The sequence below is a fragment of the Streptomyces thermodiastaticus genome (genome assembly GCF_014656135.1).
In the GTDB taxonomy this organism is placed as follows: Bacteria; Actinomycetota; Actinomycetes; order Streptomycetales; family Streptomycetaceae; genus Streptomyces; species Streptomyces thermodiastaticus.
Window position 1 is genome coordinate 25,302 of the sequence record NZ_BNBV01000037.1, and the last position, 24,127, is coordinate 49,428.

At 68.2% G+C, this 24,127-nt stretch carries 20 protein-coding genes and 1 pseudogene; 14 read left to right on the top strand and 7 right to left on the bottom strand.

The window, feature by feature from the left end:
- Nucleotides 1–175 precede the first annotated feature (175 nt).
- From IE286_RS24470 to IE286_RS24480, 3 genes are all read left to right on the top strand, one after another.
- Nucleotides 176–1,015 (top strand): SDR family NAD(P)-dependent oxidoreductase, encoded by an 840-nt coding sequence (locus IE286_RS24470; protein WP_189798944.1) that lies wholly within the window; start codon nt 176–178, stop codon nt 1,013–1,015.
- 297 nt (nt 1,016–1,312) lie between these two features.
- On the top strand, nt 1,313–2,764 hold the full coding sequence (locus IE286_RS24475; protein ID WP_189798945.1) for an aldehyde dehydrogenase: 1,452 nt from the start codon (nt 1,313–1,315) through the stop codon (nt 2,762–2,764).
- 211 nt (nt 2,765–2,975) lie between these two features.
- Entirely contained in the window at nt 2,976–4,409 is a 1,434-nt protein-coding gene (locus IE286_RS24480) for an MFS transporter (protein ID WP_189798946.1), read from the top strand.
- A 109-nt stretch (nt 4,410–4,518) separates the two neighbouring features.
- Here the strand turns inward: IE286_RS24480 and IE286_RS24485 are convergent, their stop codons facing one another.
- Together IE286_RS24485 and IE286_RS24490 are read right to left on the bottom strand one after the other, a co-directional pair.
- Complete coding sequence (locus IE286_RS24485) at nt 4,519–5,982, bottom strand: amidase family protein (RefSeq protein WP_189798947.1); 1,464 nt, start codon at nt 5,980–5,982, stop codon at nt 4,519–4,521.
- A 180-nt stretch (nt 5,983–6,162) separates the two neighbouring features.
- A complete protein-coding gene (locus IE286_RS24490) occupies nt 6,163–6,711 on the bottom strand; it encodes a DUF302 domain-containing protein (RefSeq protein ID WP_189798948.1) in 549 nt (182 codons plus the stop codon).
- Between the two features lie 376 nt (nt 6,712–7,087).
- On the opposite strand from IE286_RS24490, the gene IE286_RS24495 reads away from it, so the two are divergent.
- The 3 genes from IE286_RS24495 to IE286_RS24505 all read left to right on the top strand — a co-directional run bounded on the left by IE286_RS24495 (nt 7,088) and on the right by IE286_RS24505 (nt 10,576).
- Nucleotides 7,088–7,693 carry a TetR/AcrR family transcriptional regulator gene (locus IE286_RS24495; RefSeq protein ID WP_189798949.1) on the top strand — a complete coding sequence of 202 codons (606 nt, stop codon included), beginning with the start codon at nt 7,088–7,090 and terminating at the stop codon, nt 7,691–7,693.
- 623 nt (nt 7,694–8,316) lie between these two features.
- Nucleotides 8,317–9,945 carry an RHS repeat-associated core domain-containing protein gene (locus IE286_RS24500; protein WP_229863599.1) on the top strand — a complete coding sequence of 543 codons (1,629 nt, stop codon included), beginning with the start codon at nt 8,317–8,319 and terminating at the stop codon, nt 9,943–9,945.
- A 46-nt stretch (nt 9,946–9,991) separates the two neighbouring features.
- Nucleotides 9,992–10,576, top strand: coding sequence for a hypothetical protein (locus tag IE286_RS24505; protein WP_189798950.1), 585 nt, complete (start codon nt 9,992–9,994; stop codon nt 10,574–10,576).
- 282 nt (nt 10,577–10,858) lie between these two features.
- On the opposite strand, the pseudogene IE286_RS24510 reads toward IE286_RS24505, so the two are convergent.
- Nucleotides 10,859–11,091 (bottom strand): annotated as a pseudogene (locus IE286_RS24510) (transposase); the annotation flags it as partial.
- A 29-nt stretch (nt 11,092–11,120) separates the two neighbouring features.
- Here IE286_RS24510 and IE286_RS24515 point away from each other — a divergent pair.
- Complete coding sequence (locus tag IE286_RS24515) at nt 11,121–11,777, top strand: hypothetical protein (RefSeq protein ID WP_189798951.1); 657 nt, start codon at nt 11,121–11,123, stop codon at nt 11,775–11,777.
- Nucleotides 11,778–12,238: 461 nt separating this feature from the next.
- Here IE286_RS24515 and IE286_RS24520 read toward each other — a convergent pair whose 3' ends face one another.
- Entirely contained in the window at nt 12,239–12,517 is a 279-nt protein-coding gene (locus IE286_RS24520; RefSeq protein ID WP_189798952.1) for a hypothetical protein, read from the bottom strand.
- Between the two features lie 1,487 nt (nt 12,518–14,004).
- On the opposite strand from IE286_RS24520, the gene IE286_RS24525 reads away from it, so the two are divergent.
- The 6 genes from IE286_RS24525 to IE286_RS27445 all read left to right on the top strand — a co-directional run bounded on the left by IE286_RS24525 (nt 14,005) and on the right by IE286_RS27445 (nt 19,088).
- Nucleotides 14,005–14,526 (top strand): hypothetical protein, encoded by a 522-nt coding sequence (locus IE286_RS24525; RefSeq protein WP_189798953.1) that lies wholly within the window; start codon nt 14,005–14,007, stop codon nt 14,524–14,526.
- Nucleotides 14,527–15,320: 794 nt separating this feature from the next.
- Entirely contained in the window at nt 15,321–17,081 is a 1,761-nt protein-coding gene (locus IE286_RS24530) for an MOSC and FAD-binding oxidoreductase domain-containing protein (RefSeq protein ID WP_189798954.1), read from the top strand.
- A 225-nt stretch (nt 17,082–17,306) separates the two neighbouring features.
- On the top strand, nt 17,307–17,792 hold the full coding sequence (locus tag IE286_RS27430; RefSeq protein ID WP_229863602.1) for a TnsB C-terminal domain-containing protein: 486 nt from the start codon (nt 17,307–17,309) through the stop codon (nt 17,790–17,792).
- A gap of 35 nt (nt 17,793–17,827) precedes the next feature.
- The gene (locus tag IE286_RS27435) at nt 17,828–18,121 is read left to right on the top strand and encodes a Mu transposase C-terminal domain-containing protein (RefSeq protein ID WP_229863606.1); all 294 of its coding nucleotides are present in this window, start codon (nt 17,828–17,830) and stop codon (nt 18,119–18,121) included.
- A gap of 223 nt (nt 18,122–18,344) precedes the next feature.
- On the top strand, nt 18,345–18,746 hold the full coding sequence (locus tag IE286_RS27440) for an ATP-binding protein (protein ID WP_229863623.1): 402 nt from the start codon (nt 18,345–18,347) through the stop codon (nt 18,744–18,746).
- Between the two features lie 63 nt (nt 18,747–18,809).
- Nucleotides 18,810–19,088, top strand: a complete 279-nt coding sequence (locus IE286_RS27445; RefSeq protein WP_229863626.1) for a hypothetical protein — start codon at nt 18,810–18,812, stop codon at nt 19,086–19,088.
- On the opposite strand, the gene IE286_RS27450 is transcribed toward IE286_RS27445, so the two are convergent.
- The gene (locus tag IE286_RS27450) at nt 19,072–19,395 is read right to left on the bottom strand and encodes a hypothetical protein (RefSeq protein ID WP_229863627.1); all 324 of its coding nucleotides are present in this window, start codon (nt 19,393–19,395) and stop codon (nt 19,072–19,074) included. The genes IE286_RS27445 and IE286_RS27450 overlap by 17 nt on opposite strands.
- Before the next feature lie 326 nt (nt 19,396–19,721).
- On the opposite strand from IE286_RS27450, the gene IE286_RS27455 reads away from it, so the two are divergent.
- Nucleotides 19,722–20,204, top strand: a complete 483-nt coding sequence (locus tag IE286_RS27455) for a hypothetical protein (protein ID WP_229863630.1) — start codon at nt 19,722–19,724, stop codon at nt 20,202–20,204.
- A gap of 30 nt (nt 20,205–20,234) precedes the next feature.
- Here the strand turns inward: IE286_RS27455 and tpg are convergent, their stop codons facing one another.
- Both tpg and IE286_RS24555 read right to left on the bottom strand, forming a co-directional pair.
- The gene (gene tpg, locus IE286_RS28015) at nt 20,235–21,104 is read right to left on the bottom strand and encodes a telomere-protecting terminal protein Tpg (RefSeq protein WP_443743034.1); all 870 of its coding nucleotides are present in this window, start codon (nt 21,102–21,104) and stop codon (nt 20,235–20,237) included.
- Nucleotides 21,017–23,536 (bottom strand): DEAD/DEAH box helicase, encoded by a 2,520-nt coding sequence (locus IE286_RS24555; RefSeq protein ID WP_189798956.1) that lies wholly within the window; start codon nt 23,534–23,536, stop codon nt 21,017–21,019. The genes tpg and IE286_RS24555 overlap by 88 nt, the downstream gene beginning before the upstream one ends.
- Between the last annotated feature and the right edge of the window lie 591 nt (nt 23,537–24,127).

A 24,127-nucleotide genomic window follows, 5' to 3' on the forward strand; every position in this document is an offset into this window, starting at 1 on the left:
GCACAGTCTACGTCTAGTTGTCACTTTCATCCCCATGTCCGACGTGTGAGATGCAACACGCCATAAAAATACAACATCGATGTTGTAGTTGCCGGAGATTCATCTACAGTCGAGTGGCACGCCCGCCCTGCAGTGGTGGGAGAACAGCTCGACGACGCAGGAAAGCGGGTGCGCCATGTCACGGACGTGGGTGATCACGGGAGGCTCACAGGGCCTGGGCAGGGCTGTGGTGCTCGCGGCGCTGAGAGCCGGCGACCGGGTGGTGGCGACCTCGCGCACGCCGCAAGCGCTGGCCGCCCTGCGGGCGGAGCACACCGAGCGGCTGATGACGGTGGCGCTGGACGTCACCTCTCCGTCCGGCGCGCGGGACGCGGTGGCTGCGGCGGTGGAGCGGTTCGGTGCGGTCGACGTGCTCGTCAACAACGCCGGGTACGCCACCAGCGCCTCGATCGAGGACTTTCCCGAGGACGAGTTCCGGGCACAGATCGAGACGAACCCGTGCGGAGTGGTCAACCTGACCCGGGCGGTGCTGCCCGTGATGCGGAGCCGGCGGGCCGGGCACATCGTCCAGATCTCGTCCATCGGCGGTCGCGTCGGCGGCACACCCGGCCTCAGCGCTCACCAGACTGCGAAGTTCGCCGTCGAGGGCTTCTCCGAGGTCCTGGCGAACGAAGTCGCCCCGTTCGGCGTCAAGGTCACCGTCGTCGAGCCCGGCGGCATCCGCACCGGCTGGGCGGCGGGCGCGGCCAGACCGTCCGCTCCCGTGACCCCCGAGTACGCCGGGACGGCCGGCGCATGGCTGGCGAGGTTCGCCAAGTACGCCGGCAACGAGCCCGGTGACCCCGACCGCATGGCCGGCGCCATCATCGGCGCGGTGGAGGCCGCCGAACCCCCGCGCCGGCTGCTCCTCGGCAGCGACGCCCTGGAGATCGCCCTCAGCGCCGAGGAGGCGCGTCTCGCCGAAGCCCGCGCATGGGCCGAGGTCAGCCGCTCCACGGATCACCCCGCCGCCTGACCACGGCGTTCCGGGCGATGCGGCCCCGCACGCCCGGGCGGCATCGCGGGCAGCCGCGTGTGCCGGCACACCGCCGAAGCGCGGCGCAACCCGGCGAGGCCGTCTCCACCCCCCGAGGCCGCTCGCCCAGCACCACCCGAGACCGCCCGCCCCCCAGGGCCGGCGCGTCACCCTCGTTCCCCCGTTTCCCCGCGGCCGCAGGCGGGCCGCAGCCCCGGCAGGCCCCGTCGTACGCACCGATCCGCCGACGCGCGCCCGCCCCCATCGCACGAACATGCACGAAGGAACCGTGAAAACATGATTGTCCGCGACAAGCTCTACATCGGCGGTACATGGGTCGCCCCCAGCGACCCGGATCAGCGGATCGACATCCTCTCTCCCCACGACCAGTCCCTGCTGGGCACCGCGGCGCAGGCCGCGCCCGCCGATGTCGACGCCGCCGTCGCCGCGGCGCGCGCGGCCTTCGATGACGGGCCCTGGCCGCACACCAGCCCCGAGACGCGCCAGGAGATCGTCCGCCGCTACGACGCCCTGCGCGCGGCACGCGCCGACGAGGTCGCCCGGGCCATCTCCGCCGAGAACGGCTCGGCCGGCTGGTTCACCAAGGCGGGCCAGCCCTTCCTGACCCGTCAGGTCCAGGCCTACCTGAAGGCGGCCGAGGAGTTCGGCTGGGAGGAGATCCTCGAGCCGTCCGACCCGTCGGTGCCGTTCGACACCATCGTCCGGCGCGAGGCGATAGGCGTGGTCGCCGCCGTCATCCCGTGGAACTCGCCGTTCTCCGCGGCCACGGCCAAGCTGGTGCCGGCCCTGCTGGCGGGCAACACCGTCGTGCTGAAGGTCTCCCCGGAGAACTCCCTCAGCATGATGCTGCTGGCGGACCTGTGGCACGAGGCCGGGCTTCCTCCGGGTGTGCTCAGCATCCTGCCCGCCGACCGCGACACCAGCGAACACCTCGTCTCCCACCCCGACGTCGACAAGATCGCCTTCACCGGCTCCACCCGCGCCGGCCGGCGCATCGCCTCCATCGCGGGCGAGCACCTCAAGCGGGTCGGCCTGGAACTGGGCGGCAAGTCCGCCGCCCTCGTCCTCGACGACGCCGACCTGGACGCCGCCATCGAGGGCCTGCGCTTCGGATCCCTGGGGAACAACGGCGAGGCCTGCATCCTCCAGACCCGCATCCTGGCCCCGCGCAGCCGCTACGAGGAGGTCGTCACCGCCCTCAAGGACATGGTGGAGTCCCTGAAAGTCGGCGACCCCTCGGCCCCGGACACCTTCATCGGGCCGATGATCCGCCCCGACCAGCAGCAGCGCGTGATCGACTACATCCGCCTCGGCATCGAGGAGGGCGCCCGGCTCGTCACCGGCGGACCGCGGATACCCGCAGGTCTCGAGAAGGGCAACTACGTCACCCCGACCGTCTTCGCCGACGTCGACAACTCCATGCGCATCGCCCAGGAGGAGATCTTCGGCCCGGTCCTGGTGGTCATCGCCTACGACGACGAGGACGACGCCGTCCGTATCGCCAACGACTCCGAGTACGGCCTGTCCGGCGGCATCTGGACCACCGACCCGGAGCGGGCCATGTCCGTCGCCCGCCGGCTGCGCACCGGCACGGTCACCCTGAACGGCTCCCCGATCAGCTTCGACGGCCCGTTCGGCGGCTACAAGGCGAGCGGCATCGGCCGCGAATACGGCACGGTCGGCCTGACCGGTTACGTCGAACACAAGACGATCACCCGCAACCGATAGCCGCGGCCCGCAGACTCGCGGCCCACGACGAGCACACCGGGCCCGCGACGAGCACACCGGACGGGCCGGACCTGTCACGCTCCGGCCCGTCCGCCCCGGTGCGGCCTGCCGCCCTGCTCAACGGCACCGGACGGCCCGGCCGCACGTGTCACGGCGTGCGAGGTGCCGCCGGTGCCCTGTGCCGCCCCCGCGTTCCCCGGAGAGTCATTCCATGTCCCGTACGTCACCTCGCCTCACCTTCGCGGTCCTCGCCAGTGGGGCGGGCGTGTTCTCGATGCTGCAGTCGCTCATCGCGCCGGCGCTGCCGACGATCCAGCACGCACTGCACACCTCGGCGTCCACCACCACATGGGTGATGACGGCCTATCTGCTGTCCGCCTCGGTGTTCACCCCGATCCTCGGCCGCGTCGGAGACCTGGCCGGCAAGACACGCACACTCGTCGCCGTCCTGACGGCAGTGCTCGCAGGGTGCCTGCTCGCGGCGCTGGCACCCACCATCGGCGTCCTGATCGTCGCCCGGGTCGTCCAGGGCATCGGCGGGGCGGTGTTTCCCCTCTCCTACGGCATCATCCGTGACCAGTTCGAGCCCGGGAAGGTCAGCGGCAGCATCAGCAACCTGTCCGCGGTCATCGCCGCGGGCGGCGGCGTCGGCATCGTCGCCGCCGGGCCCGTCGTGGCCGCGCTCGACTACCACTGGCTGTTCTGGATTCCCGTCGCCGTCGTCGCCGTCACCGCCCTCGTCGCCGCGCGTTGCGTCCCGGAGTCTCCTCGCCGTGCGCGGGGACACGTCAGCTGGCTGAGCGCGCTGCTGCTGTCCGGCTGGCTGGTGGCACTGCTCCTGCCGGTCAGCCGGAAAAGCCGGTGGGGCTGGGGCTCCACCGACGTGGTGTCGCTGTTCGCCGCGGCCGTCTTCCTCTTCGGGCTGTGGCTGCTCGCCGAAGCACGCAGTCCGAGCCCCTTGACCGATCTGCGGGTCCTGCGGGCGAGGCCGGTGTGGACCACCAACGCGTCCGCTCTGCTGTTCGGCGCCGGCCTGTCATCGGTCTGGGCGTTCCTGCCGGGCTTCGTGCAGACGCCGCGTTCGGCAGGATACGGCTTCGGCGCGAGCGTCACCGCATCCGGACTGCTCATGCTGCCCATGCTGATCGCCATGTTCGTCGCCGGTGTCGCCGGAGGCCGGCTGGAACCGCGGCTGGGCGCCAAGACACTGCTGATCACAGGGTCGGGCCTGGCCGCACTCGCGTGCGCCGTCCTCGCCCTGTTCCACGACGAGCGGTGGCAGGTCGCCGTCGCGGCGGGAATCTTCGGCCTGGGCGTCGGCCTGGCCTTCGCCTCCATGGCCAACCTCATCGTCAGCAACGTGCCGGCCGAGCAGGCAGGCGCCGCGACCGGCATGAACGCCAACCTCCGCTCCATCGGCGGCGCCATCGGAACCGCGGTCATGAGCCTCCTCGTCACCGCCCACCTCACCCGTGCGGGCCTTCCCCGGGCCTCCGGCTACACCCACGGCTTCTCGGTGCTGGCCCTGCTCCTCGTCGGCGCCGCGCTCACCGCTGCCCTCGCGCCCGCCCGGCACGCCACCCGGACACCGGGAGCGCCGGCCGGCACCACCCGCCCGCGGCCGGACGCGGCCACCCGGCCCTGAGCAACGGAAGGACCGCACTTTCCCGGCGGGCATCACACCGGCGGCGCGGCCGGACATCCGAACCGCGCCGCCGGCGCTGGGAGGCGTCGATGCCGCAGGGGCAGGCCGGTCACACAGGAGCGGGCAGGGTGCCGAGAACGGACTCCACCCGGCGTGCCACCTCCAGAAGTTCCCTGTCGCGACCGCGTGCGCCGTCCATCTCGAGCCCGACCGGCAGACCATGGCCGGTCAGACCCACCGGGATGCTGATGCCGGGCAGGCCCGCACCGCTGGCGGAAACCGTGTTCTTCGCGAGGAACAGGTCACTGACCTCTTCCCCCGCGACGGTGAAGCGCGACTGCTGCTCGATCAGCGGTGCGGGGCAGGGGGTCGTCGGAAAGACCAGCGCATCGAAGCCGCGTGCGAAAACACTGCCGAGCCGGCGCTGGAGTTCCGGGCGCTCGACGGACAGTGCCCTCTCGTAGGCTTCCTGCGGCAGATAACCCTTCCCGCTCGGCAGAACGAATTCCTCCCACACCTGATGCAGCTCGGGCTTGAGCTCGTCGTAGATCTCGTCGAAGGAAGCCGGAACATTGTTCTCCCGCAGGAACCCGGTCAGGGACGCCTTCGTCTCACGGAAGAAAAGACCCCACGCCAACCGGTCCGCCAGCGAGGAGAAATCCTCGCCCAGGTCGATCTCGACGACCTCGGCTCCCGCCTCCTTCAGACGCAGAAGAGCATCGCTGAAAACCGCCTCGGTCTCGGGATCGAGCAACTCCATGTGCTGCCGGGGAGCACAGGCGAACCTCACCTCGCGCAGATCGGAACGCGCAGAGCGGGAAACGGTCGCCGCGCCCGGTGCCACGGCACGGTCGATCAGCATGCAGTCCTCGACGCTGCGGGCCAGGACGCCAGTGGTGTCGAGCGTGTGCGAGATCGGTGCCACGCCCCGCCGCGGCCACCGTCCCGTGGTCGGCTTGAAGCCGACGACGCCGCACAGCGACGCGGGAACCCTGATGGAGCCGACCGTGTCACCGCCCAGGGCCGCCGGAACGACGCGAGCCGCAACAGATGCCGCCGAACCGCTCGACGACCCGCCGGATACGCGGTCGTAAGCGTAGGGGTTCCTCACCTGGCCGTAGCGGCTGTTGTGCCCCGTCAGCCCGAACGACATCTCCACGAGGTTGATCTTGCCGAAGACGATACCGCCGGCGTTCTTGACCGAGCCGACGACATCGGAGTCCTCGGCCGGCACAAAACCTTTCAGGGTGCCGACTCCGAGCGTCGTGCGAAGACCGCGCGTCGCGTAACTGTCCTTCACCCCGACCGGGACACCGAGGAGAGAAGCGTCCGCCCCCGCCGCGCGTGCCCTGTCGGCTTCTTCGGCTGCGGTCAGCACAGCGGATTCGTCGATCGTGATGAAGGAATGCAGGTCCGGTACCTCGTGTGCGCGTTGCAGCAGCGCGGCCGTGTAGGACTGGGACGTGATGTCGCCGTCACGTATGGCGGCGGCAGCGTCGGCCACACCCAGGCCGGTCAGTCCGTCGCCCTCTCGTACCGGCGTGGCGCCGCCGGCCGTCTTTTCTTTCTTCATGTTGTCCTCTTGAGTTCGAGCAGGGTGACGGAAAACGGCCCCCGCACCATCGTTCCGGAATCCGGCCGAGTCCGCCGCTTCACGGCCGGGCCGTGGTGCGGGTCATGATGTGGCATGCCTGTCCGGGCACGGGCCGCGCAGCATTCCCGGTCCTGTCTGCGCGGGATGCCGTGACACGTGTCAGGCCTTGCCGGCTTCTGCCTCCGCCAAGAAGGCGGGCGGTACAGGAACTCCGAGCACCTTCAGGAGCGTGGCCACCTTGCGGTCCAGCTCACGGCCTACGGCGGCGATGTCCGGATCACCGAAGCCGGCGAACCGGGTGCTCGGCTGGTCGAGGGAGAAACGTGTGACGCCCTGCCGGTCCAGATGGATCGTCGTCCGCAGTGGCGCGTAGAGCATCACCGCCGGGTCGTGCCTGTACATGCGCTCGGCGATCGTGTGATTTCCCATCAGGTAGGTCATGCAGGGCCCCTCGTCGCCCGCGAGCCGCATGGTCTCGCCCACATCGGTGCTCCAGAACCGCATGAATCCGTTCGGTGCGTTCTCCGCGGCGGCAGCGAGCACGACGTCCCAGCTCGCACGCTGTGCGCGGAGCTGCGTCAGCCGGTCGAGGTCGAGTGCCGGCACGGCGGTCTCGTACCGGTCACGGAAGTCGTCGAAGGACATGCCGGTGTCGATCGACCACCGGACGACCTCGTGGGGGACAGCGTCATAGGTCTGAGCGGACATGTTGCGCCCTTTCACCCTGGTCAGGTCTGTGGATGCGGGCCGGCCGGCCGCACTGGGCGGGCCGGATCCTCTGAAGTTCCCGGCCGGCGGGCCGGCCTGGCCGTCGGGGCGGCAGCCGAGCCGCGCCCACCGGCGCTGTCCGCGGGCTGCCGGGGAGCCGCCACACACCGGTGTGCCGGCACGGCGAGCCCGTCGACCGCTCGCTGCCGCAGATTCGCGACGTTCCAGATCGCGACGTTCGAAGCAGTGGCCGCGTCACCACCACTGGTCCACCGGGTGGCCGGCTGCCACCAGCACCCAGGTAAAGCGATCGCTTTACATAAGGAAACGTAGCACGCCCCCGCGATGAAAGTAAAGCGATCGATATACTTGCGGCATGACAGCGACTGGAACGGCGACCGGTACGCCCCGGCGGGGTGGACGCGGGGCACGGGAACGCATCCTGCGCGCCGCGGTCGAGCTGTTCTCCCGCGACGGCATCCACGTCACCGGCATCGCCAAGCTGACAGAGGCGGCGCAGGTGTCGACGCGCACCTTCTACCAGCACTTCCCAAGCAAGGAGGCGCTGGTCAGCGCCTACCTGCAGCGTGTCGAGACGGACACGGTGGGGCCGGTGCACGGTGAGACCGTCCTGGAGCGTACCGACCTCGGCCCGCGTGAGCGTCTGCTGGCGCTGTTCGCCGACGCCGCACCGGCGACCGTGGTGCGCGGATGCCCGTTGCACAACGCCGCCGTCGAGGCGGCCGGGACCATGCCCGAGGCAACAGCGTTGGTCGAGCGGCACAAGAGGGAGTTCACGCGGCGCCTGATCAAGACAGCCGCCGAGGCGGGTGCGCGCGAGCCGGAAACACTCGGACGCCGGCTGGCCGTGCTCTTCGAGGGCGCCAACGCCCTGTCCACCTCGCTCAACGACACGCAGCCGTACCAGGACGCCCGGGAGCTGGCCAGAATGCTGATCGACCAGGCCACAGGGCCCAGCTGATGCGTTCCTTGCAACCGGGGCGGAGAAGCTCCAGGATGCGCGGTGCACTCGCGGCCGGGTGATGCCGCCGCCGGGCAGTGCAGCGGTGATGTGGCAGGGGCCGGCTGTGGTGCGGGCCGCCGCTCGGCGATGCGTCGCGGGATGGCTGATGGCTGCGACCGCACCAGCGACGCGCGCTCGGTGCGCCTGGGCTGAGACAAGCTCACGACCGTGCAGCAGTGATGTGTGAGCACCGCAGGCGTGGCAGGGGCCACCCGTCTCCTTCCACTCGGCACGCACTGCTCGGACACGGCTGGCAGCTCATGCTCTCGAAACGAATCGCGAGGGCGGGCGGCCGAGGCGGGCCACCACCTCCTGGCGCCGCTGGACGTCACCGGGGCCGACCACGAGCCCGAGATGAGGCCGACCACACCTGTTGCGGCCCGACCGCGGCACCGGACGGGTGTGTCCTACGCAGCGCATTCGAACAAGCAGTCCCATAGTGGTGTGGACGTGACCGACTACCCCGCCGACCGCGTGCAGACGCAAGCCGCCTGGAACACCACCTACGCAGCGCTCGCCGCGCCCCCTACACGCGACACCACCGCCCTGCGCCGCCGCCTGCTGCTCCTGTCTTCACGGCTGTGGTGGTACCCCTCTGCGACGCCGTCGGCAACCGCATCTCCCGGACCGACCGCGGCACCGGAGCCCTGGCCGGCTTTGACGCCACCACCACCTACACCCACAAGGCACCCAAGACGGGCCTGCCCCACGCCGTCCAGACCGCCACTGTCAAGGGCGGCGCCAACGACGGCCGTACCAGCAGCTTCGCCTACGACGCGGCCGGCAACACCACCAAACGCACCATCGGGACCACCGCCCAGACCCTCACCTGGGACCACGAAGGAAACCTGGCCACACTCACCGAGAACGGCACCACCACCAGCTACAGCTACGACGCCGACGGCAACCGCCTCATCACCAAGGACGCCGACGGCACCACCACGCTCACCCTGCCCGGCGACAACGAACTCAAGATCAAACCGGACGGCAGCAAGCAAGGAATCCGCTACTACACCCACGGAGACGAAACCGTCGCCGTCCGCACCAGCAGCGGATTCTCCTACCTCATCCCCGACCAGCAGGGCACGACGACCGCGGCCATCGCCATGACCACCCTGGCCGTCACCCGCCGCAAGCAACTCCCCTTCGGCGAGATGCGCTCCACCCAGACCGAAACCATCCCCGGCACCGGCGGCTTCGTCGGCGGCACCAACGACCCCACCGGCCTGGTCCACCTCGGCGCCCGCGAATACGACCCCACCGTCGGACGCTTCCTCTCGGTCGACCCCGTCATCGACCTCGATGACCCGGCCCAGATGAACGCCTGCTCCTACGCCCACAACAACTCGGTCACCAAGTCCGACCCCGACGGCCTCCGCCCCGACGGCCCCGCCGGCGGCGCCTGCTGCAACGACGACTATTGGGCCGCCCAACGGGGCATGAGCGCCGGCTACACCCTGAAGAACGGCCACTGGGTCTGGCGCCAGACTCCGCTGAAGGACAAGGAATCCCGCAAGAAGTACGCCGCATACCGCGCCAACCCCAGCACCTACAAGGTCTACCACTACAACGCGAAGGCAGCAGCACACGCCAAAGCCCAAGCTCTCGCCCGTGCCAAGGCTAAGGCCGATGGAGAGCGCCGGAAGAAGGACGGTATATTTGCAAACCTAATGAAGGGAAATTGGGGAGCTGCCTGGGAAAACGTCAAGCAATCGGGTGCTGGGCGATGGGTTGGCAATCATTGGGAGGACATCAAAACCTACTCGGCTCTGGTCGGCTTTGGGGTGTGTGTTGTCGCCTCCGCCGGGACCTGCATGGCGGTCGGTGTAGGCATCGCTACGGCCAAGTTCCTAGGAGACGGCATCGGTTACGGAAACTGGGACGTTGCTGCCTATTCCAAGGATTTGGCCTGGACTGCCGTCGGTGGAGGTAGCGCGGCCGTCTACGGGAGGGCGGTCGGTGGCGCAAGAACCTGGAGGGCGGCTTATTCGAGCAACGCAATCGCACGTGTCCCCCGTGCTTATCGGACCAAGGTCCCGGGCGTGCGCGGAGTCGGCGGCGGAGTCAAGAGCTGGGTGACGGCTGACAACCCGAAGGGAGCGATTGACTGGGGAACCACATACGGCAACATGGGTGTCAACGCGGCCTTCAACACGGGGTTCTGCGGATCCGGTAACGCCAGCCTTGGCGCCTACGGCGGAGCCTGCTGACCGAAGCACCAGCAAGGGTGGGTAAGCAGGGCATGCTTACCCACCCTTGCAGCCCGCAGACGCACGCACCTCCAGAAAGGCACGCATTGTGTTCAACGGCCATGAGGCAGAGATCCTGCGAAGGGCGTCGTTCAGGGTCCTGTCGTGGATTGCCACCGCCGGCTTTGGTGTGGCAGCAGTAGGCCTGATCATCAGTCTTACTTACAGTTTCGAAGGTGGGCCAATTTCCGGTGTGGCCGCCTGTTTTTTCGCCATTGCAGTCACTCGGAGGATCATGGGCTCACGCATTGTGCTGGGCTCTTCAGCCCTGACTGTTGTAAATCCATTGATTACTTACACGGTGCCGTACGGTGCTGTTGCTGAAGTGAGGGGTGGTGGTGGAGAAACGCTGAACTTGGTCACGCAGCGGGGAGATGAAATTTACTGTACGGGTTTCGGCGGGTCGTTCATTGATAGCTTCGTGAAATCCGCGGATCGTGCCGCTAAACGCATCGAGCAGCAAGTGCGGCGTAGGCGGGGAGCCACGCAACGGACCCACGTGACCAAGAAGCTCACCGTGTCGTGGGTGGCTGACGTCTGCGCTATCGGCGCTATAGTTTGCGCGGTCACGGCTGCCATCGTAGGAGTATGAGCACATAGAAAGATCACGCGTTCCGTTTGATCCTCAGTAACGCGGTGGATCGGAAGTTATGAATGCCGCAGTGATCGGACGTGGCGGTAGGGGCGTGTGAATCCGCTGATTTTATGTAGGTACTGACGGTGGCGCGAAGACCTATCGCTCGACCGCTTCGCCGAGGTTGCGCCAGAGTCGGCACAAAACCATGCCGAACTGGAAATGGCACCCTAAAGGCTGTCCCGCAATGATCAACCGACTCGACACGGTCAGCATCGGGGACGCCCGCCTTGGGCCGGTTTATCCGGCGAGCGCGAGGTTGTACAGGCGGCTATGCCAAGCATGGCGTGATGAACGCCGTCTCCCTTCAAGCGGCAGTCGCGGAGGATCTTCCAGCTCTTCATGCGGGCAAAGGTGTGCTCGACTCGGGCACGGACCTTGCGGTGTGAGCGGTTGTGCTCCTCTTTCCAGGCCGGGAGTTCGGCCTGGCCGGGTTCACGGCGGTGCGGGATCACCAGCCCTGTGCCGCTACAACGACGACCACTGGGGCCAGGACCGCGGCATGTCAGTCGGTTACACCCTGAAGAACGGCCACTGGGTCTGGCACCAGACCCCGCTCAAGGACAAGGAATCCCGCCAGAAGTACGCCGCATACCGCGCCAATCCCAGTACCTACAAGGTCTACCACTACAACGCAAAAGCAGCGGCACGAGCCAAAGCGCAAGCCATCGCCCGAGCAGCAGCCAAGGCCGAAGCTGAGCGGCGCAAGAAGGACGGCATCCTCGGCAACATCATGAAGGGTCACTTCAATGACGCTTGGAAGAACGCCAAGGATACAGTGACTGACAAGCACCGGTTGATCGACAAGGGTGTGGGGTTCCTTGCGGCAACCGGAACAGCCTTCTGTATTGCAAGCGTTGCCTGTGGGGCTGCTTTCTTTGTCATTGGGGCGGGCGTACTCTTCACTGGCGGTCTGATGGCGCATTATGCTGTTTCTTCGGATGAAGAACGACGCCAAGGCATGGGTAAGTACGCTTTGGGTACGGCCAAGGCTGAGGGCATAGGAATCCTGTCCGGAAGCTTGTGCGGAAGAGGACCAGCTGGCTGCGCCACGCTCGGGCCGAAGGCGGGGTCTGCACTCGAGGGACAAAGTGGCCCAGGGCTCGTGCGCGAGTCCACGGCTATCATAGGAAGAACGATCAAGGATTGGATGTTCTGACATAATCGGGGTGTCCATCACTTGCTTAAGTGGTGGGCACCCCGAGGCGGTCTCTTCAGCTACACCAAGAAGTGAGGCGCGTAATGCCTGAACGCTCTTATCTAAGAATCATGAAGGGGTGGAGTAACCCTCCCGTTGAGAGCCCTGACGAGGAATGGCTATCTCAGTATGACGCAGCCCGTGAGCTCGGAATTTCAGTGTGGCGGGTAGGTTGGAGGATAGCCTGTGGGCATCTGACGCCAGCTCATAACAGGGCCAGAGAGGCAGGAGTCACACGCGAGAGTGTCGCCAAGGATCGTGAATGGCTCGCGCAAGCCTCGTTGGGAGCAAAAAGCTTGCGGGTATTCAAGAATATTATTCGATGGGTCTAATTGGAAGCTGGAAGAATGCATCCGGCGGGCGTATAGGCATTCGTAGTGTTCGCCGCCAGTGCGCGCCTTCACCGAGATCACGAACGGAGCTCAACACCCACAAAGCAGCCGGGGTATCGCGGCCCTCGATCCATCGCCTCCGAGGAAGTCTGAGGCGAATTCGTCCAGGACCTGGCGGCGGCGGAGAGGCGGGTGCTCGCCGTACAGCCAGTCCGCCCACACCCGTTCCGCGGGCGGGAAGGTGTCGGGGTCGTCCTCGGCGAGGCGGGTCGCGATGGCTGGCCCCCCGGCCGCCATCGCCTCCGCCTCCCCGATCCGGCTGTGGAAGAACAGCACCCGCCGGAAGCGCTCCTCAACGGCCGCGCGCATCAGCCCGGTCTGCACGGCCGCCAGCCGCGCGCCGCGCACGGCGACAGAGCCGGCGCCCTCGCTCGTGCTTGTCAGTGCGGCGTGCAGCTCGGGGTCGCGTGTCGCGGTTCGTTCGTCGTGATCGGCATCCGGGGCGTTGAGCTGGGCTGATCAGTTTGCTGGTTGGGTCTGACGGTGTGGTGTGTGGTGGTGAGGTGCTTGGCGTTGCTTGCGGGCTGGGCCTGGGTGGGCTTGTGAGCTGCGGGTTTCCTGTTCTGGGTTGGTTTCGTAGGTGTTGATCGGTTCTGCTGGTTGGTCGGTCGGGTTCGCTGGGTGGCTGTTGTAGCGGTGCAGGGGTGTGGGGCCGTGGATGCCGATGGTGCTCAGGAGGTGTTGTTGGTGGGGGTGGAGCTGGGTCCAGGTGCGTTGCTGGGTGCGGGTCCATTTGGTGGTCTGGTGGGGGAAGGCAATGCCGGCGCTGTCGTGGGTGTGGGCTTGGTGCCAGCTGTGGTTCCAGGGGCACCCATACCACAACACCACTGTCACCGAGTCTCGTTGAAGGCGTCCACACCTGAACGCGTGAACTCAAGTGCCGGGACTCGCTCCTGAACAAACAGCGGCCGACCTGGACGACGGCCGTGTAGCTGCCCGGCCAGGCGGTCAGATGGGCGATCCGGCCGGGTCGGCCTTGGGCCCGCCCGGAAACCGCGGACCGCCTCTCTGCCGATCGGCAGAGAGGCGGTGGCGGCCGGGGTGCCGCCTTTGCCGGGGCGTCCGTGCCCCGTGGCCGCGCCAAGGGACCGGACTGCTGCTCGCGATGGGCATGCACGCCCTGTGGAACGGCCGGCCAGCGCGCGGTCCGGGAGACGGAGGACGCCTCCCGGACCGTTCCGCCGCCCGGGCTCGTACTCGGTGATCTGGGCGGGGCCCAGTTCGCGCGCCTGCAGGGACATCGACGCCAGCACATAGCCGCCCAGGGGCACGTCGGCCGCCGCTCGGGCCAGCCGGGCGATCACGGTGGCGCCGAGGGTGTCGGCGCCCGACGGGTCGGCGGTGGCATCGGCCGGTGGCTGGCGAAGCGGGGCAGATTCCGTGGTGCACGTCGGTGGTTCATCACCGGCGTCCGCCTCATGCCGCCGACGGCGGAGTAGGAGCGAGCCGCGAGAAGCTCGGGTGCCCCATGGGGCACCGTTCGGGTTGATCGTCTTCGGGCGTTGGCAGTTGGACCGTACGGGGCGGGGTTCCGCCGAAACTCATCAAGGGTGTCGGCCTGCATCTCGTCGGCGCGAGGCTTCGGCTCTCGGGCGCGTGTCACGCTCCCGAGATACGGGGCGTCTGCATTCGCCCGGCACGCCCGGGTGGAAGGACGCCTAATCGGGCGAGTCACTCGGTGGATGTTCCCGAGAGGCTGACGATATGAAGCGGCGTGTGCTCAGTCTGGCTTGTGTCACACTGAGCACACGCTTCTCGATGTTTTATGGAAGTGAATTCAGGCAAGCCGAGGCGAAATGGAGATTGAGCGCGTGGAAAGATTGCGGAGAAAAAGCAAGCAGATGTGGGCCATAGGGGGGCAAGTGCTCATCGTGTGCGCCGAAGCGCTCATTCAGACTTCTCTGAACGGAGCCTCGTGGCCCCTTCGTGCTGGCGTACTTGCTCCCGCGGTCTTGATCTTGTACTTCATTGGGCGGCTTCATGTACACCCGTATCTGGCTTTCGCTGAAAATCATGTCGTAGTCGAAAACGTTCTGGCCGCGTATCGCATCCCGTACCGCATGATTGAATCATGTGAGGGCAAGCGTAGCTTGCTTATTCGGGTGACGGGGCGAGGGGTGATTCCAGTGCTTGCATTTGACGCCTCTTTCACTGGGGGGCGGTGCAAAAGTGCTGCTCAAGAAGAACTGCTGCGCCGCGTGAACGCGGCAGACCTGAACGGCCGTGAAACCTTCAGCAAGGCGACCGGTATGGGAACGCTGGATATCCTGGCGATTTCTTCCGTTTTCCTGCTCATTGCATTCTGTTGGGTTGGCTGATTATTCTCTTTGTGGCACCTATTAGGATCTTTCAATTGGCGCCTATTGGGTGGACAAGGCTCCCGGGTGGTTGGTCGATGGGTCTGACCTCTCAACCGGCCGGTCTGGGCGCGTTGGAACCACTTCGCGGCCCCGGATGGTTCCCAGGCTGGCCGGGGCCGCGCGGAGGCTCTGCTGTGAGTAGTCGCGGCGTTCCGGGTCGACGCCGGGCTCGAAGCCGCCCTGCCACGCGTCGAGAGGCGCCTTGTGCCTGATCTCGCCGACATCGACGCCGCGCTCCGCCAGCTCAGCCCGCGCACCCTCAAGATCAGGGACAACCAGGTACAGGCCCCGCACGGAGCCAGGCTCGGCGTCGGTGAGACCCACTCCGATCTGCACCGAGCACGCGGAGCCAGGAGGCGTCAGCTGTACGACACGGAAATCGGGACTGGGCCCGTAATCCACGTCCAGGTGGAAACCCGGACACACTCGGTGTAGTAGGCCAAAGAGCGGTCGACATGGGTCACAGGGAGGATGACGACTTCGAGCGTGTACTCCATCTGATCATTCTGGTCAGTACCGCGCGGCCCCGCCACCTTGCGAGCATGCACGATACGAATGATCTACCCAGGAGAAACGAATGGACACAGTCTTTCCGCGCCGGTTCCGCGATTTCGAGGAATCTCAGTGAATGCACCACCAGATCCATGATCACGGAATCGCGGCGGCACCGGCCCGGAACTAGGATCGGCCCCAAGGCACAGATCACAGCGCCAGAGGGGCTACCCGGCCAGCCACCCCGCAGGAGGTCCGCAATGGCGACGCTGCTGTCCGTCAACGTAGGCATGCCCAAGGACGTCTCCTGGCAGGGAAGGACCGTCCGCACCGGAGCCTGGAAGGCCCCCGTCCAGGGCCCCCGCATGGTCCGGCGGCTGAACGTCGAAGGAGACGGCCAAGGAGACCTCGCCGGACACGGTGGCGAAATCCGCGCCGTCCTCGTCTACCAGCTGCAGTCCTACCAGTACTGGCAGAAGCAGCTCGGTCGCGACGACCTGACCTTCGGGATGTTCGGTGAGAACTTCACCGTCGACGGACTGCCCGACGACGACGTGTGCATCGGCGACCGGTACCGCATCGGCGAAGCCGAATTCGAGGTCACCCAGCCCCGCGTCACCTGCTACCGCGTCGGCATGCGCCTAGGCGAACCCGCCATGGCCTCCCTACTGGTCGCCCACCACCGCCCCGGCTTCTACCTGCGCGTCATCACCGAGGGACACGTCCAGGCCGGCGACGCGATCACCCTCACCCGCAAGGGCCCGGAAGAACTCAGCGTCGCCGACACCGACGCACTGCTCTACCTCCCCGACCGCGACCCCGCGAAGCTACGCAAAGCCCTGAACATCCCCGCCCTCAGCCCCGGGTGGCAGCAGTCCTTCCGAGAACTCGCCGCCGCCCAGCAACCCACACAGGAGCCGGGATGGCCCGGCGAACGCGCCACCACCCAACAGCCCAGAGAAGCGCCAAGATGGCCCGGGTTCAAAACGATGCGCGTCGCCCGCATCGTCCCCGAGACCCCCACCGTCTCGTCGATCTACCTCAAGACCACTGACGGCACACCCCTACCCGAGGCCCGCCCGGGCCAGTACCTCTCCCTCCGCCTACCCGTCGCCGATGCCGCCCCCGCGGTGCGCACCTACTCACTCTCGTCCACTTCCGAAGAAGGCACCTACCGCATCAGCGTCAAGCACGAGCCCCACGGGAAAGTCAGCAGCTATATCCATACCAGGCTTCGTCCAGGGGACCTATTGGGCGTCGCCAGCCCCCGCGGAACGTTCGTACTCCAAGAAGGCACCCGCCCGATCGCTCTCATCTCCGCGGGGATCGGTGCCACTCCGGTGCTCGCCATGCTTCACCACCTAGCCGCCAGAGAAGATCCACGTCCTGTCTGGTGGATCCACACCGCACACGACCGCGCCCACCACGCCTTCGCGGACGAGACCCACACGCTTCTCAGGCGACTCCCCAACGCCCACGAGCACATCTGCTACACGAGCGAAACCGCAGGCCCCGAAAGGTCCTACATCACCCAGGGCCGCCCTACCGCCTCATCCCTCGCGGTCCTGGGCATCCCCGCCGGCGCCGACGCCTACCTCTGCGGACCGCCCGCCTTCATGGACGACATTGCTGGCTTCTTGCGCGATCACGGCCTGAGCCCCGAGAGGATCCACACGGAACAATTCAGCGCCCTCCCAGCCATAAACCCCGGCATCACGCCCACAGTCGCCGTCCGGCCGCACCAACCAGCCGGTCCCAGGGGCACCGGCCCCCTCATCACATTCGCTCGCAGCGGCGTCACCACCCCATGGTCACCCGCACATGCATCCCTCCTCGATCTCGCCGAAGCCTGCGACATCCCCACACGCTGGTCCTGCCGCACTGGCGTCTGTCACACCTGCATTACTCAGCTCGTGGCAGGTGACATCACCTACACCACCCCACCCCTCGAACTGCCCGAAGCCGGCACCATACTCGTCTGCTGCAGTACACCGACCACCGAGGTCGTCCTCGATCTCTGATGAACTGGCAGCTGTCGAACTGCGATCGTGCCGAGCCCGTCGAGCCCTGTTCAACGCCCCGTCCCGCGACGCCGAACGCCACGGCGGCTGCCGGTTGCCCGGACATGCCACTTACGGGGCAAGCCGCTGCGGTCGACGATCAGGTGCGCTCCCGTTTGGCGGCGTGGCAGCGGATGCGGTCGATCATCGCATTCAGGACGGTCTCAAGAGCGTTCCCGTGCCTCCGTGCTGGCCGCGCTGCGCTCCGCGGTCCTGCGCGAGGACCCTTTTGGCCCGTTCGGCGGTCTGCCGGAGAAGGTGCGGGTGGACCGTGGCAAGGACTTCCTGTCCAGGACGGTGACCGCCGCGTTCGATCTGCTGGACGTGACGGTGGAGGACCTGCCCGCCTACACCCCGCACCTCAAGGGCACCGTGGAGGGCTTGAACCGGGCGGTGGAGAGCATGTTCCTGGTCTCGCTGCCCGGCTACGCCCGCCAGCCGCGCCCCGGCAAACGCTCCTTCCGTCCGAAGGACGAAGCGCTGCTGGGCTTCGAGGACTTCACCGCCCGGCTGCTGGCCTGGACGCTCTGGTGGAACACCGAGCACCGCCCGGCGCCGTTGCGGGGCAAGACTCCGCTTCAGGCATGGCAGGACGATCCCACCCCGCTGCGTGACGTGCCGGCCGCGGATCTGTGGACGTTCACTCTGGAGGACGCCGGCCCCGCACGCTGACCACCCGCGGCATCCGCTTCAAAAGGCGCGACTACGTGGGGCCGTGGATGACCGGCCAGGCCGGGATCCAGGTCCGTATCCGGTTCATGCCCCACCACGACCACCAAATCGAGGTCTACCACGCGGCCACCGGCCGCTACCTGGGGCCGGCGGACCTGGCCGACCAGGCCACGGACGAACAGATCAGCGCCGTACGGCGGGCGCGGTCCGCCCGCAGCCGCCGTCTGAAGAAGGACCTTGAAGCTTCCCAGCGCGAGCGCTACGCCGCCGTGAACCATCGAGCCGCCTCAGCGGCTCGGCGCGCTGACCGGTGCGCAGGCCGAGGCTGAACTCGCCCAGACTGCCGACGCCGACCTCGCGCAACTCGCGATGCCAGACCTCGTCCCGCCTGCCGCGCCCCCCGGCCGACTGGCGCACCCCGGCTTTTCTGGCCGCGCTGACCGGGCCAGGCCCGCCCATCCGGTACCCGCACGGCCGTGACGGCGCCTCCGCCCCCGACGGCCTGGGCGGGCAGGCCGCACCTCCCACCACTGCTGAAGACGGAGACGCCTGGTGACCGCGGCCACCTACCAGTACGTCGGCCTGCCGGATGCTTCCGTGGTCACCACCCGTGCCCTGCTCACTGCCCGGGAGAACATCGGCGACACGGTCGCTGCCCGCGCGATGATGTGCATCCATGGCGGCGCCGGCTTCGGCAAGACCCTCGCCGTCAACACCTGCCTGCGCGCACTCGAACCCGGCGAGGACGTCCGCAAGATCACCTTCCGTGCCCGGCCCACGGCCCGCGCGGTGCGCTACGAGTTGTTCACCGCGCTTGACCTGGCCGGCGAGCCACCGCGCCACCCCAGCGAGTTCGACCGGCTGCTGAAGACGGCCCTGGCCGAACGCCCCCGCTCCTTCCTTGTCGACGAGGCCCAGTGGCTCAGCGGTGAGGCGTTCGCATACTTCCGCTAGCTGTGGGACGAGCCCTCAACCCAGCTCGCGATCATTTTCGTCGGTGGCGCGGGCTGCCACACTGTGCTGCGCCGCGAACCGATGCTGTCCTCCCGGATCTTCATCTGGCAGCAGTTCACCCGCCTCACCCCCAGCGAGGTTCTCGACGTCATCCCGCTGTTCCACCCGATCTGGGCTGACGCCGACCCCGAAGACATCGCCTTCGCCGACAGCCACGCCGCGCACGGCAACGTCCGCGCCTGGGCCCAGCTGACCGCCCACACCCGTACCGCACTGGCCCGTACGGGACGTGCCCGCGTCGACCAGGAGCTGCTGCGCTGGGCCTTCAGCCGCCTCGCCTGACCACCACACCGCCATGCCTCCTGCCTCGCCGCTGCCGTCCGTCGCCGTGGTTCTCGACCGTCACGACGACGTGCTGCACACGCACACCGCTCTGGCCGCCCACCATCCGCCGTCCGGCCGGATCACCCTGCATCCCGGCCCGGGCACGACCAGTGAAACCGGCCTCGCCCACGATCTTCTCGTCGCCCTGGGCAAACCGCCCCTGCTCCCGGGCCGCTTTCCCGGCGGCCGTCAGCCCGCCTGGGAAGCCGCCACGGTCTGGATGTCCGCCCTGGGAGTCACCCGGCTGACCGTCCTGCGCGCCCACCGCCCGCCGCACGATGCGCCTTCTGCAGCTAAAGGCCCTCACCGGTATGCACCTGACCCTGGTCCGCCACCCCCCACCTGCCCGCCCCCCTGCACCAGGCCCTGCAAACGGCCGACTACTCCGTCACCGCCGACCTCGAGGCTGCCCGCCGCCACTACTACGGCACGCCTATCGCCGAACCCCCGCCCCCAGACCAGCTCGCCGCGCCGGCCAGCCGGTGACTCACCCTGCTGGCACTGGACCGCCTCGTCTCCTACGACAGCCCCCGCCCCTGCGCCGCCCCGTGCACGCCACCGCCGATCGCCTGGCGGCACCGCCCACCGCCCGTGCCTCTCACCGCGCCCACCGCCCAGCGAGTCGCCCACCGGCAGCACGCGGCGACCGCACATCCTCGCCTGGCCGCGGCCGTCACCACCGCGCTGTTCACCAGCGCCTCCCTCCAGCAGCTCGCCACCGCACGCCCCCGCGACTACGACACTGCTGCGGCCACGCTCACCCTGCACGACCGCGCCCGCTACACCGACGGCTGCGCCGCCTACCCCGTACCACCCTGGGCGGGCATCTTCCTGCGGGCCGCGGCCTGCTTCACCCGGCTCGTCTCCGGCGAGGACCAGGAGCTACTCGCCGCGCCAGGTGACCGCGGACACCTGCTGCGCGTGGCGGAGACGGCCAGACTGCGCCCGCCACAGCCACCCGCGGCCCGCCGCAAAGGACCGGCCGGCCGCGTGGAGTGGGACTGGCGTGAGCGACAGGAAGCCGAGAAGTACGAAGCGGTGCCGGCCAGACGTGTCAGGCCCTCACGACGCTGAACACCTCGACTCTCGCTCGAAGGGGCAGGGTCATCCGATCGAGAAGTCGGCGAACTCGACATCGCTGAAAACGGTGTGCAGGCCGTGGGCCCGGCGGCCCCACTCGCGACAGTAGGCGTGACCCAGCGCACGGGCGGGTATCACCGTCTGCTGCTGCTCGCCCGCGCCGGCGTCCCGGGCGGCGAACAGCTCCCGAGCGACCTCTCCTGGCAGGTACTGGGTGATCCACCGCACCCGCGGATCGTCCGAGGAGCCTGCCGGAGCCGCAAATCGGAACCGTGCCCTGGTGTGGAAGACGAAGCCTTCCGCTTCGGACTGGGCACGCCGACGGGCTCGTATCCGGGGCTGCCACCGAGCCAGGACAGCTTCCTCGATCGCCCGGACCTGCAGAGGGCCTGGCGGACGACGTGCCCCGGGCTTCTTTGTCACCCACCGCTGCACGGTGCGCTGTGACACCCCCAGCACGGTGGCCACCGTCCGGGTGGAACCCCGGTGCGTCGCCAGCAGAAACCGCAGGCGGGCCTCAGTGCTTGAGGGAACGGACCGGGTGCGCAACGCGCGCTCCAGCCCCTGCTCGATCTGTCCCACGTCCGCCTCTCCAAGCGACCAGCCGGCAGGGGCCGGCACTACCCAGTCCGTAGCGTCGGTTCTCCCGCATCGCTCGCCCCCTGCCTGCCAGTTTCTGCATTCTCGGGACAGCGCCGGATGACGCAGGTTAGGAGCCCCTTGGGGTCCGGCCCGGGCGCTCAAAGCGTGGGCTCGTACGTGATTCGTACGCTTCACCGGGCGCCACGTGTACGCAGTACGTCTAGTTATGTCCATCGCATGCCGATTGCGGTGAGCTGCTCGATGCGCTCCGGGGTGAGGGTGGCGGCTCGGCTGCGTTGGTTGCTGATCCATGCTCCGAGCCGGATCTGCCGCTCGTCCTGGTCCTGGCTGCTGCCGTCGCCGCCGACAGCGATCCGTTCGATGTGCTTTCTGGGCACCCGCAAGTGCCCTTCACGCTCGTAGAACAGTTTGGCGGCCGCGTAGTTGAGGGCCCATTTGTCGGCCTGTGTCCGGCGTGGCCGGGGCTTCTCGTCCTCGGCTGCGGGCTGGATGCCGAGGATGTGCTCGCACATCCACTGCTGCACGGTGGTGAGCTTGTCCCAGCCCAGGCGCACCGAGCGCACCCACCGCCCCAGGTCCTCGCCCTGGTGCACCACCTCGCCCGGCGACGTGGGCAGCTCGCCGCCGGCCTCCAGGTGCATGCGGGTGAGGTGGAAGCAGCGTTGCCATTCCACCGGCCAGGCCGGGCACCACGACGGGTCGATCTCCTCCAGCTGCTCGCGCCGCTCCTGGGACAGCGCGCCGGCTACCGACTGCACTGGCAGTCCCTCGGCGCGCCGCTGCTCGATCTCGGCAGCCTTCCGGGCCGCGGCTCGCGCGTTCTTCAGCCAGATGCCCACCCGATAGCCCTGGTAGGTGGCGTCGGTCGGCGCGAGGAGGTGCCCGTTCTCCTTGGCCCACCCGCGCGCGGCGGCCAGGCCCTCTTCCCACGCGACGTCGTAGTGCGACCAGACCATGCCCAGCTTCTCCAGCTGCTCGACGCGGTCCTCGTCCATGGCACCGCGGGCATAGAACCTTCTGGCGTCGGCGATCCATTGCCCCAGCGGGAAGTCCGCGAGCGAGGCCGGCCACCCCTCGGCCTCCTGGTCGTCGCGGCCGGGCACCCGGTATGTGAACGGGACCTTCAGGTCGCCGTGGAGCCGGTTGTAGATGACGCAGGCTTCGATGCCGCGCCGCCAGTGCTCGTGCTCGGGGTTGAGGACCCGCAGGTTGATGAACGCCGCCAGCTGCGCCGGGTCACGTGGCGTGGAGAACTTCAGCAGCTGCCGGGCGGGAGCCGACGGCCCGGCCACTTCCCCCTCGCCCCGGCCCTCCTGGCCCCCGCTACGGCTTTGAACGCCCCTGACACGGCTCTGGACCTGCTGCTGCGCCAGTGCCTCCACCACCCGGGCGTCGTGCGCCCTGAGCGCCTCCAGAAGCTTCGCCAACCCCCCGAACGCCCGCGAGGTCAGCATGTTGTCCGCCGTCTCACCGGGCCCGAGCAGGACCGGCACCACGAGGGAGGCGACCTTGCCCTCACCGGGCTGCATCCGCAGCGCGCGGCCCACGGCCTGGACGAGGTCGGGCATGGAGCCGCGCACGTCGGCCCAGTAGACGGAGTCGCAGTTCTTGGTGTCGACGCCCTCCCCGAGGACCTTCACTGAGCCCAGGTAGCTCTTCTCCACGACCGTGCCGTCCGTCGCGGTCCCGGACGCGAACTCGGCGAGGACTCGCCGCCGGTGGTCCGGCTTGTGGTCGCCGCACAGCCAGTCGGCCCAGACCGTGCGCGGGTACAGCTCGGGATCGGCGGCGTGCAGCTGCGCGGCCACATCGGGAAGGCCGGCCGCGAACGCCTCGGCCTCCTTGACGACGTGGTGGAAGACCAGCGTCCTGCGGAACCCTTCCTCGGCCGACGCCTTCACCAGCGCCGTCTGCAGCGCGGCCAGCCGGGCCCCGCGGACCTTGTCCGAGCGGCCATCAGCGCCCAGGAGCTGCGCGGCCTGGAGCTGGGTGTCGGTGATGTCCACGCACACCACCTGGTAAGGGGCACAGATCCCCCGGTCGACGGCCTCCGAGAGCGTCAGCGTGAAGCAGCGCGCACCGAACGGCCCGTCCGGGTCGTCTTCCATGCTCGCCACCAACTCGCCCGGCGCGCCCTGCTCAGCGTCCTCGTCCAGCTGCCACAGACGAGGGGTGGCGGTCATGTACAGGCGACGCAGCGCGGGGATGCGGGTGTTGTCGTGAACGACCGCCCACGGCTTCCCGATCCGACCTGACGTCCGGTGCGCCTCATCAACCACGATCAGGTCCCAGCCCGGCAGGCCGGCGGCGTGCGCGCGCTCCAGCGTGCCCAGCCCCAATGAGGCATATGTGGCGAACACCGTGACCTTGTCGAACGGGCGCACCCAGTCGACCAGCTCCGCCACGCCTGTGGTGTTGGGGAAGGACACCTCCTCGCCCCGCAGCGAGGACACCCCGACCATCGGGCCTGTGCGGCCTCCCTCGCGCCACGCGGCCTCGGTCTGAGCAAGCAGGTCCAGGGAGGGAACGAGCACCAGTACACGCCCCGCACGGAGCTCCTCAGCGCTGCGGGTGGCCACGAGCGTCTTGCCTGTGCCGGTCGCCATGATCACCTGAGTGCGGAGCCCCCGCTCGGGCACAGTAGATCTTGCGGGCAATTCGAGGGCACGCAGCACCGCGTCGACGGCTTCTCGCTGGTGGGGGCGGAGTTCCTTCGCTGCCATTCCGACCTGCCTTCTCCTGTGGGCCGCGTATGGGTCATCACGCGGCAGGAAACGGGAACCTCCATGTAGGAGGCAGGCAATCAGCTACGGTGAACATCACCGGTACCCGGTCGCTGCCTCGGACCAGTGGCGGGGAGGGTGATCAAAATCGGTCCCACTCCCCTTAGGGGTGCTACCGGCCGAGTCCAAAGTCTATCTCGTTCTTTAAACTGAAGCACTATGGGCCCTAAAAATCCCTCGAACGTGACTTGATTCTGCTACTGTCTCCCTATTCGCGCTTCCGAGGAGCAGCCTGACGGCCAGTCAACCATCAATTTGTCTTCAACCCGTGTTTCGGGCCCCCGGCTCTCCCGACGGTCCGTCACCCCCTCCCCTTGCCGCTGCTCGGGCCGTAGGCCCGTGGGTGGGCCGCGCGGAGCGTGGCCCACCCTGTGTTGCGGCGGGTGACGTGGGATCAGGGAGTGGATGGTGGTGGCTGGAGCGCAGCGGAGGCCACCGGGACCGGCCGCAGGCCGGCCCCGGCCCGCAACGCGGGCCGGATGCCCTGCCCTTGGTGGGGCGCGCGCAGCGCGTTCCGCCAAGCGGTGAGCG

Excerpts from the sequence above, each read along its gene's own strand:
- IE286_RS24520 (WP_189798952.1), bottom strand. The coding sequence starts at position 12,517 with ATGCGCGCGGCCGTTGAGGAGCGCTTCCGGCGGGTGCTGTTCTTCCAC.
- IE286_RS24470 (WP_189798944.1), top strand. The coding sequence starts at position 176 with ATGTCACGGACGTGGGTGATCACGGGAGGCTCACAGGGCCTGGGCAGG.
- IE286_RS24525 (WP_189798953.1), top strand. The coding sequence starts at position 14,005 with ATGGAGATTGAGCGCGTGGAAAGATTGCGGAGAAAAAGCAAGCAGATG.
- IE286_RS24515 (WP_189798951.1), top strand. The coding sequence starts at position 11,121 with ATGTCAGTCGGTTACACCCTGAAGAACGGCCACTGGGTCTGGCACCAG.
- tpg (WP_443743034.1), bottom strand. The coding sequence starts at position 21,104 with ATGGATCAGCAACCAACGCAGCCGAGCCGCCACCCTCACCCCGGAGCG.
- IE286_RS24475 (WP_189798945.1), top strand. The coding sequence starts at position 1,313 with ATGATTGTCCGCGACAAGCTCTACATCGGCGGTACATGGGTCGCCCCC.
- IE286_RS24495 (WP_189798949.1), top strand. The coding sequence starts at position 7,088 with ATGACAGCGACTGGAACGGCGACCGGTACGCCCCGGCGGGGTGGACGC.
- IE286_RS24530 (WP_189798954.1), top strand. The coding sequence starts at position 15,321 with ATGGCGACGCTGCTGTCCGTCAACGTAGGCATGCCCAAGGACGTCTCC.
- IE286_RS24480 (WP_189798946.1), top strand. The coding sequence starts at position 2,976 with ATGTCCCGTACGTCACCTCGCCTCACCTTCGCGGTCCTCGCCAGTGGG.
- IE286_RS24490 (WP_189798948.1), bottom strand. The coding sequence starts at position 6,711 with ATGTCCGCTCAGACCTATGACGCTGTCCCCCACGAGGTCGTCCGGTGG.
- IE286_RS24555 (WP_189798956.1), bottom strand. The coding sequence starts at position 23,536 with ATGGCAGCGAAGGAACTCCGCCCCCACCAGCGAGAAGCCGTCGACGCG.
- IE286_RS24485 (WP_189798947.1), bottom strand. The coding sequence starts at position 5,982 with ATGAAGAAAGAAAAGACGGCCGGCGGCGCCACGCCGGTACGAGAGGGC.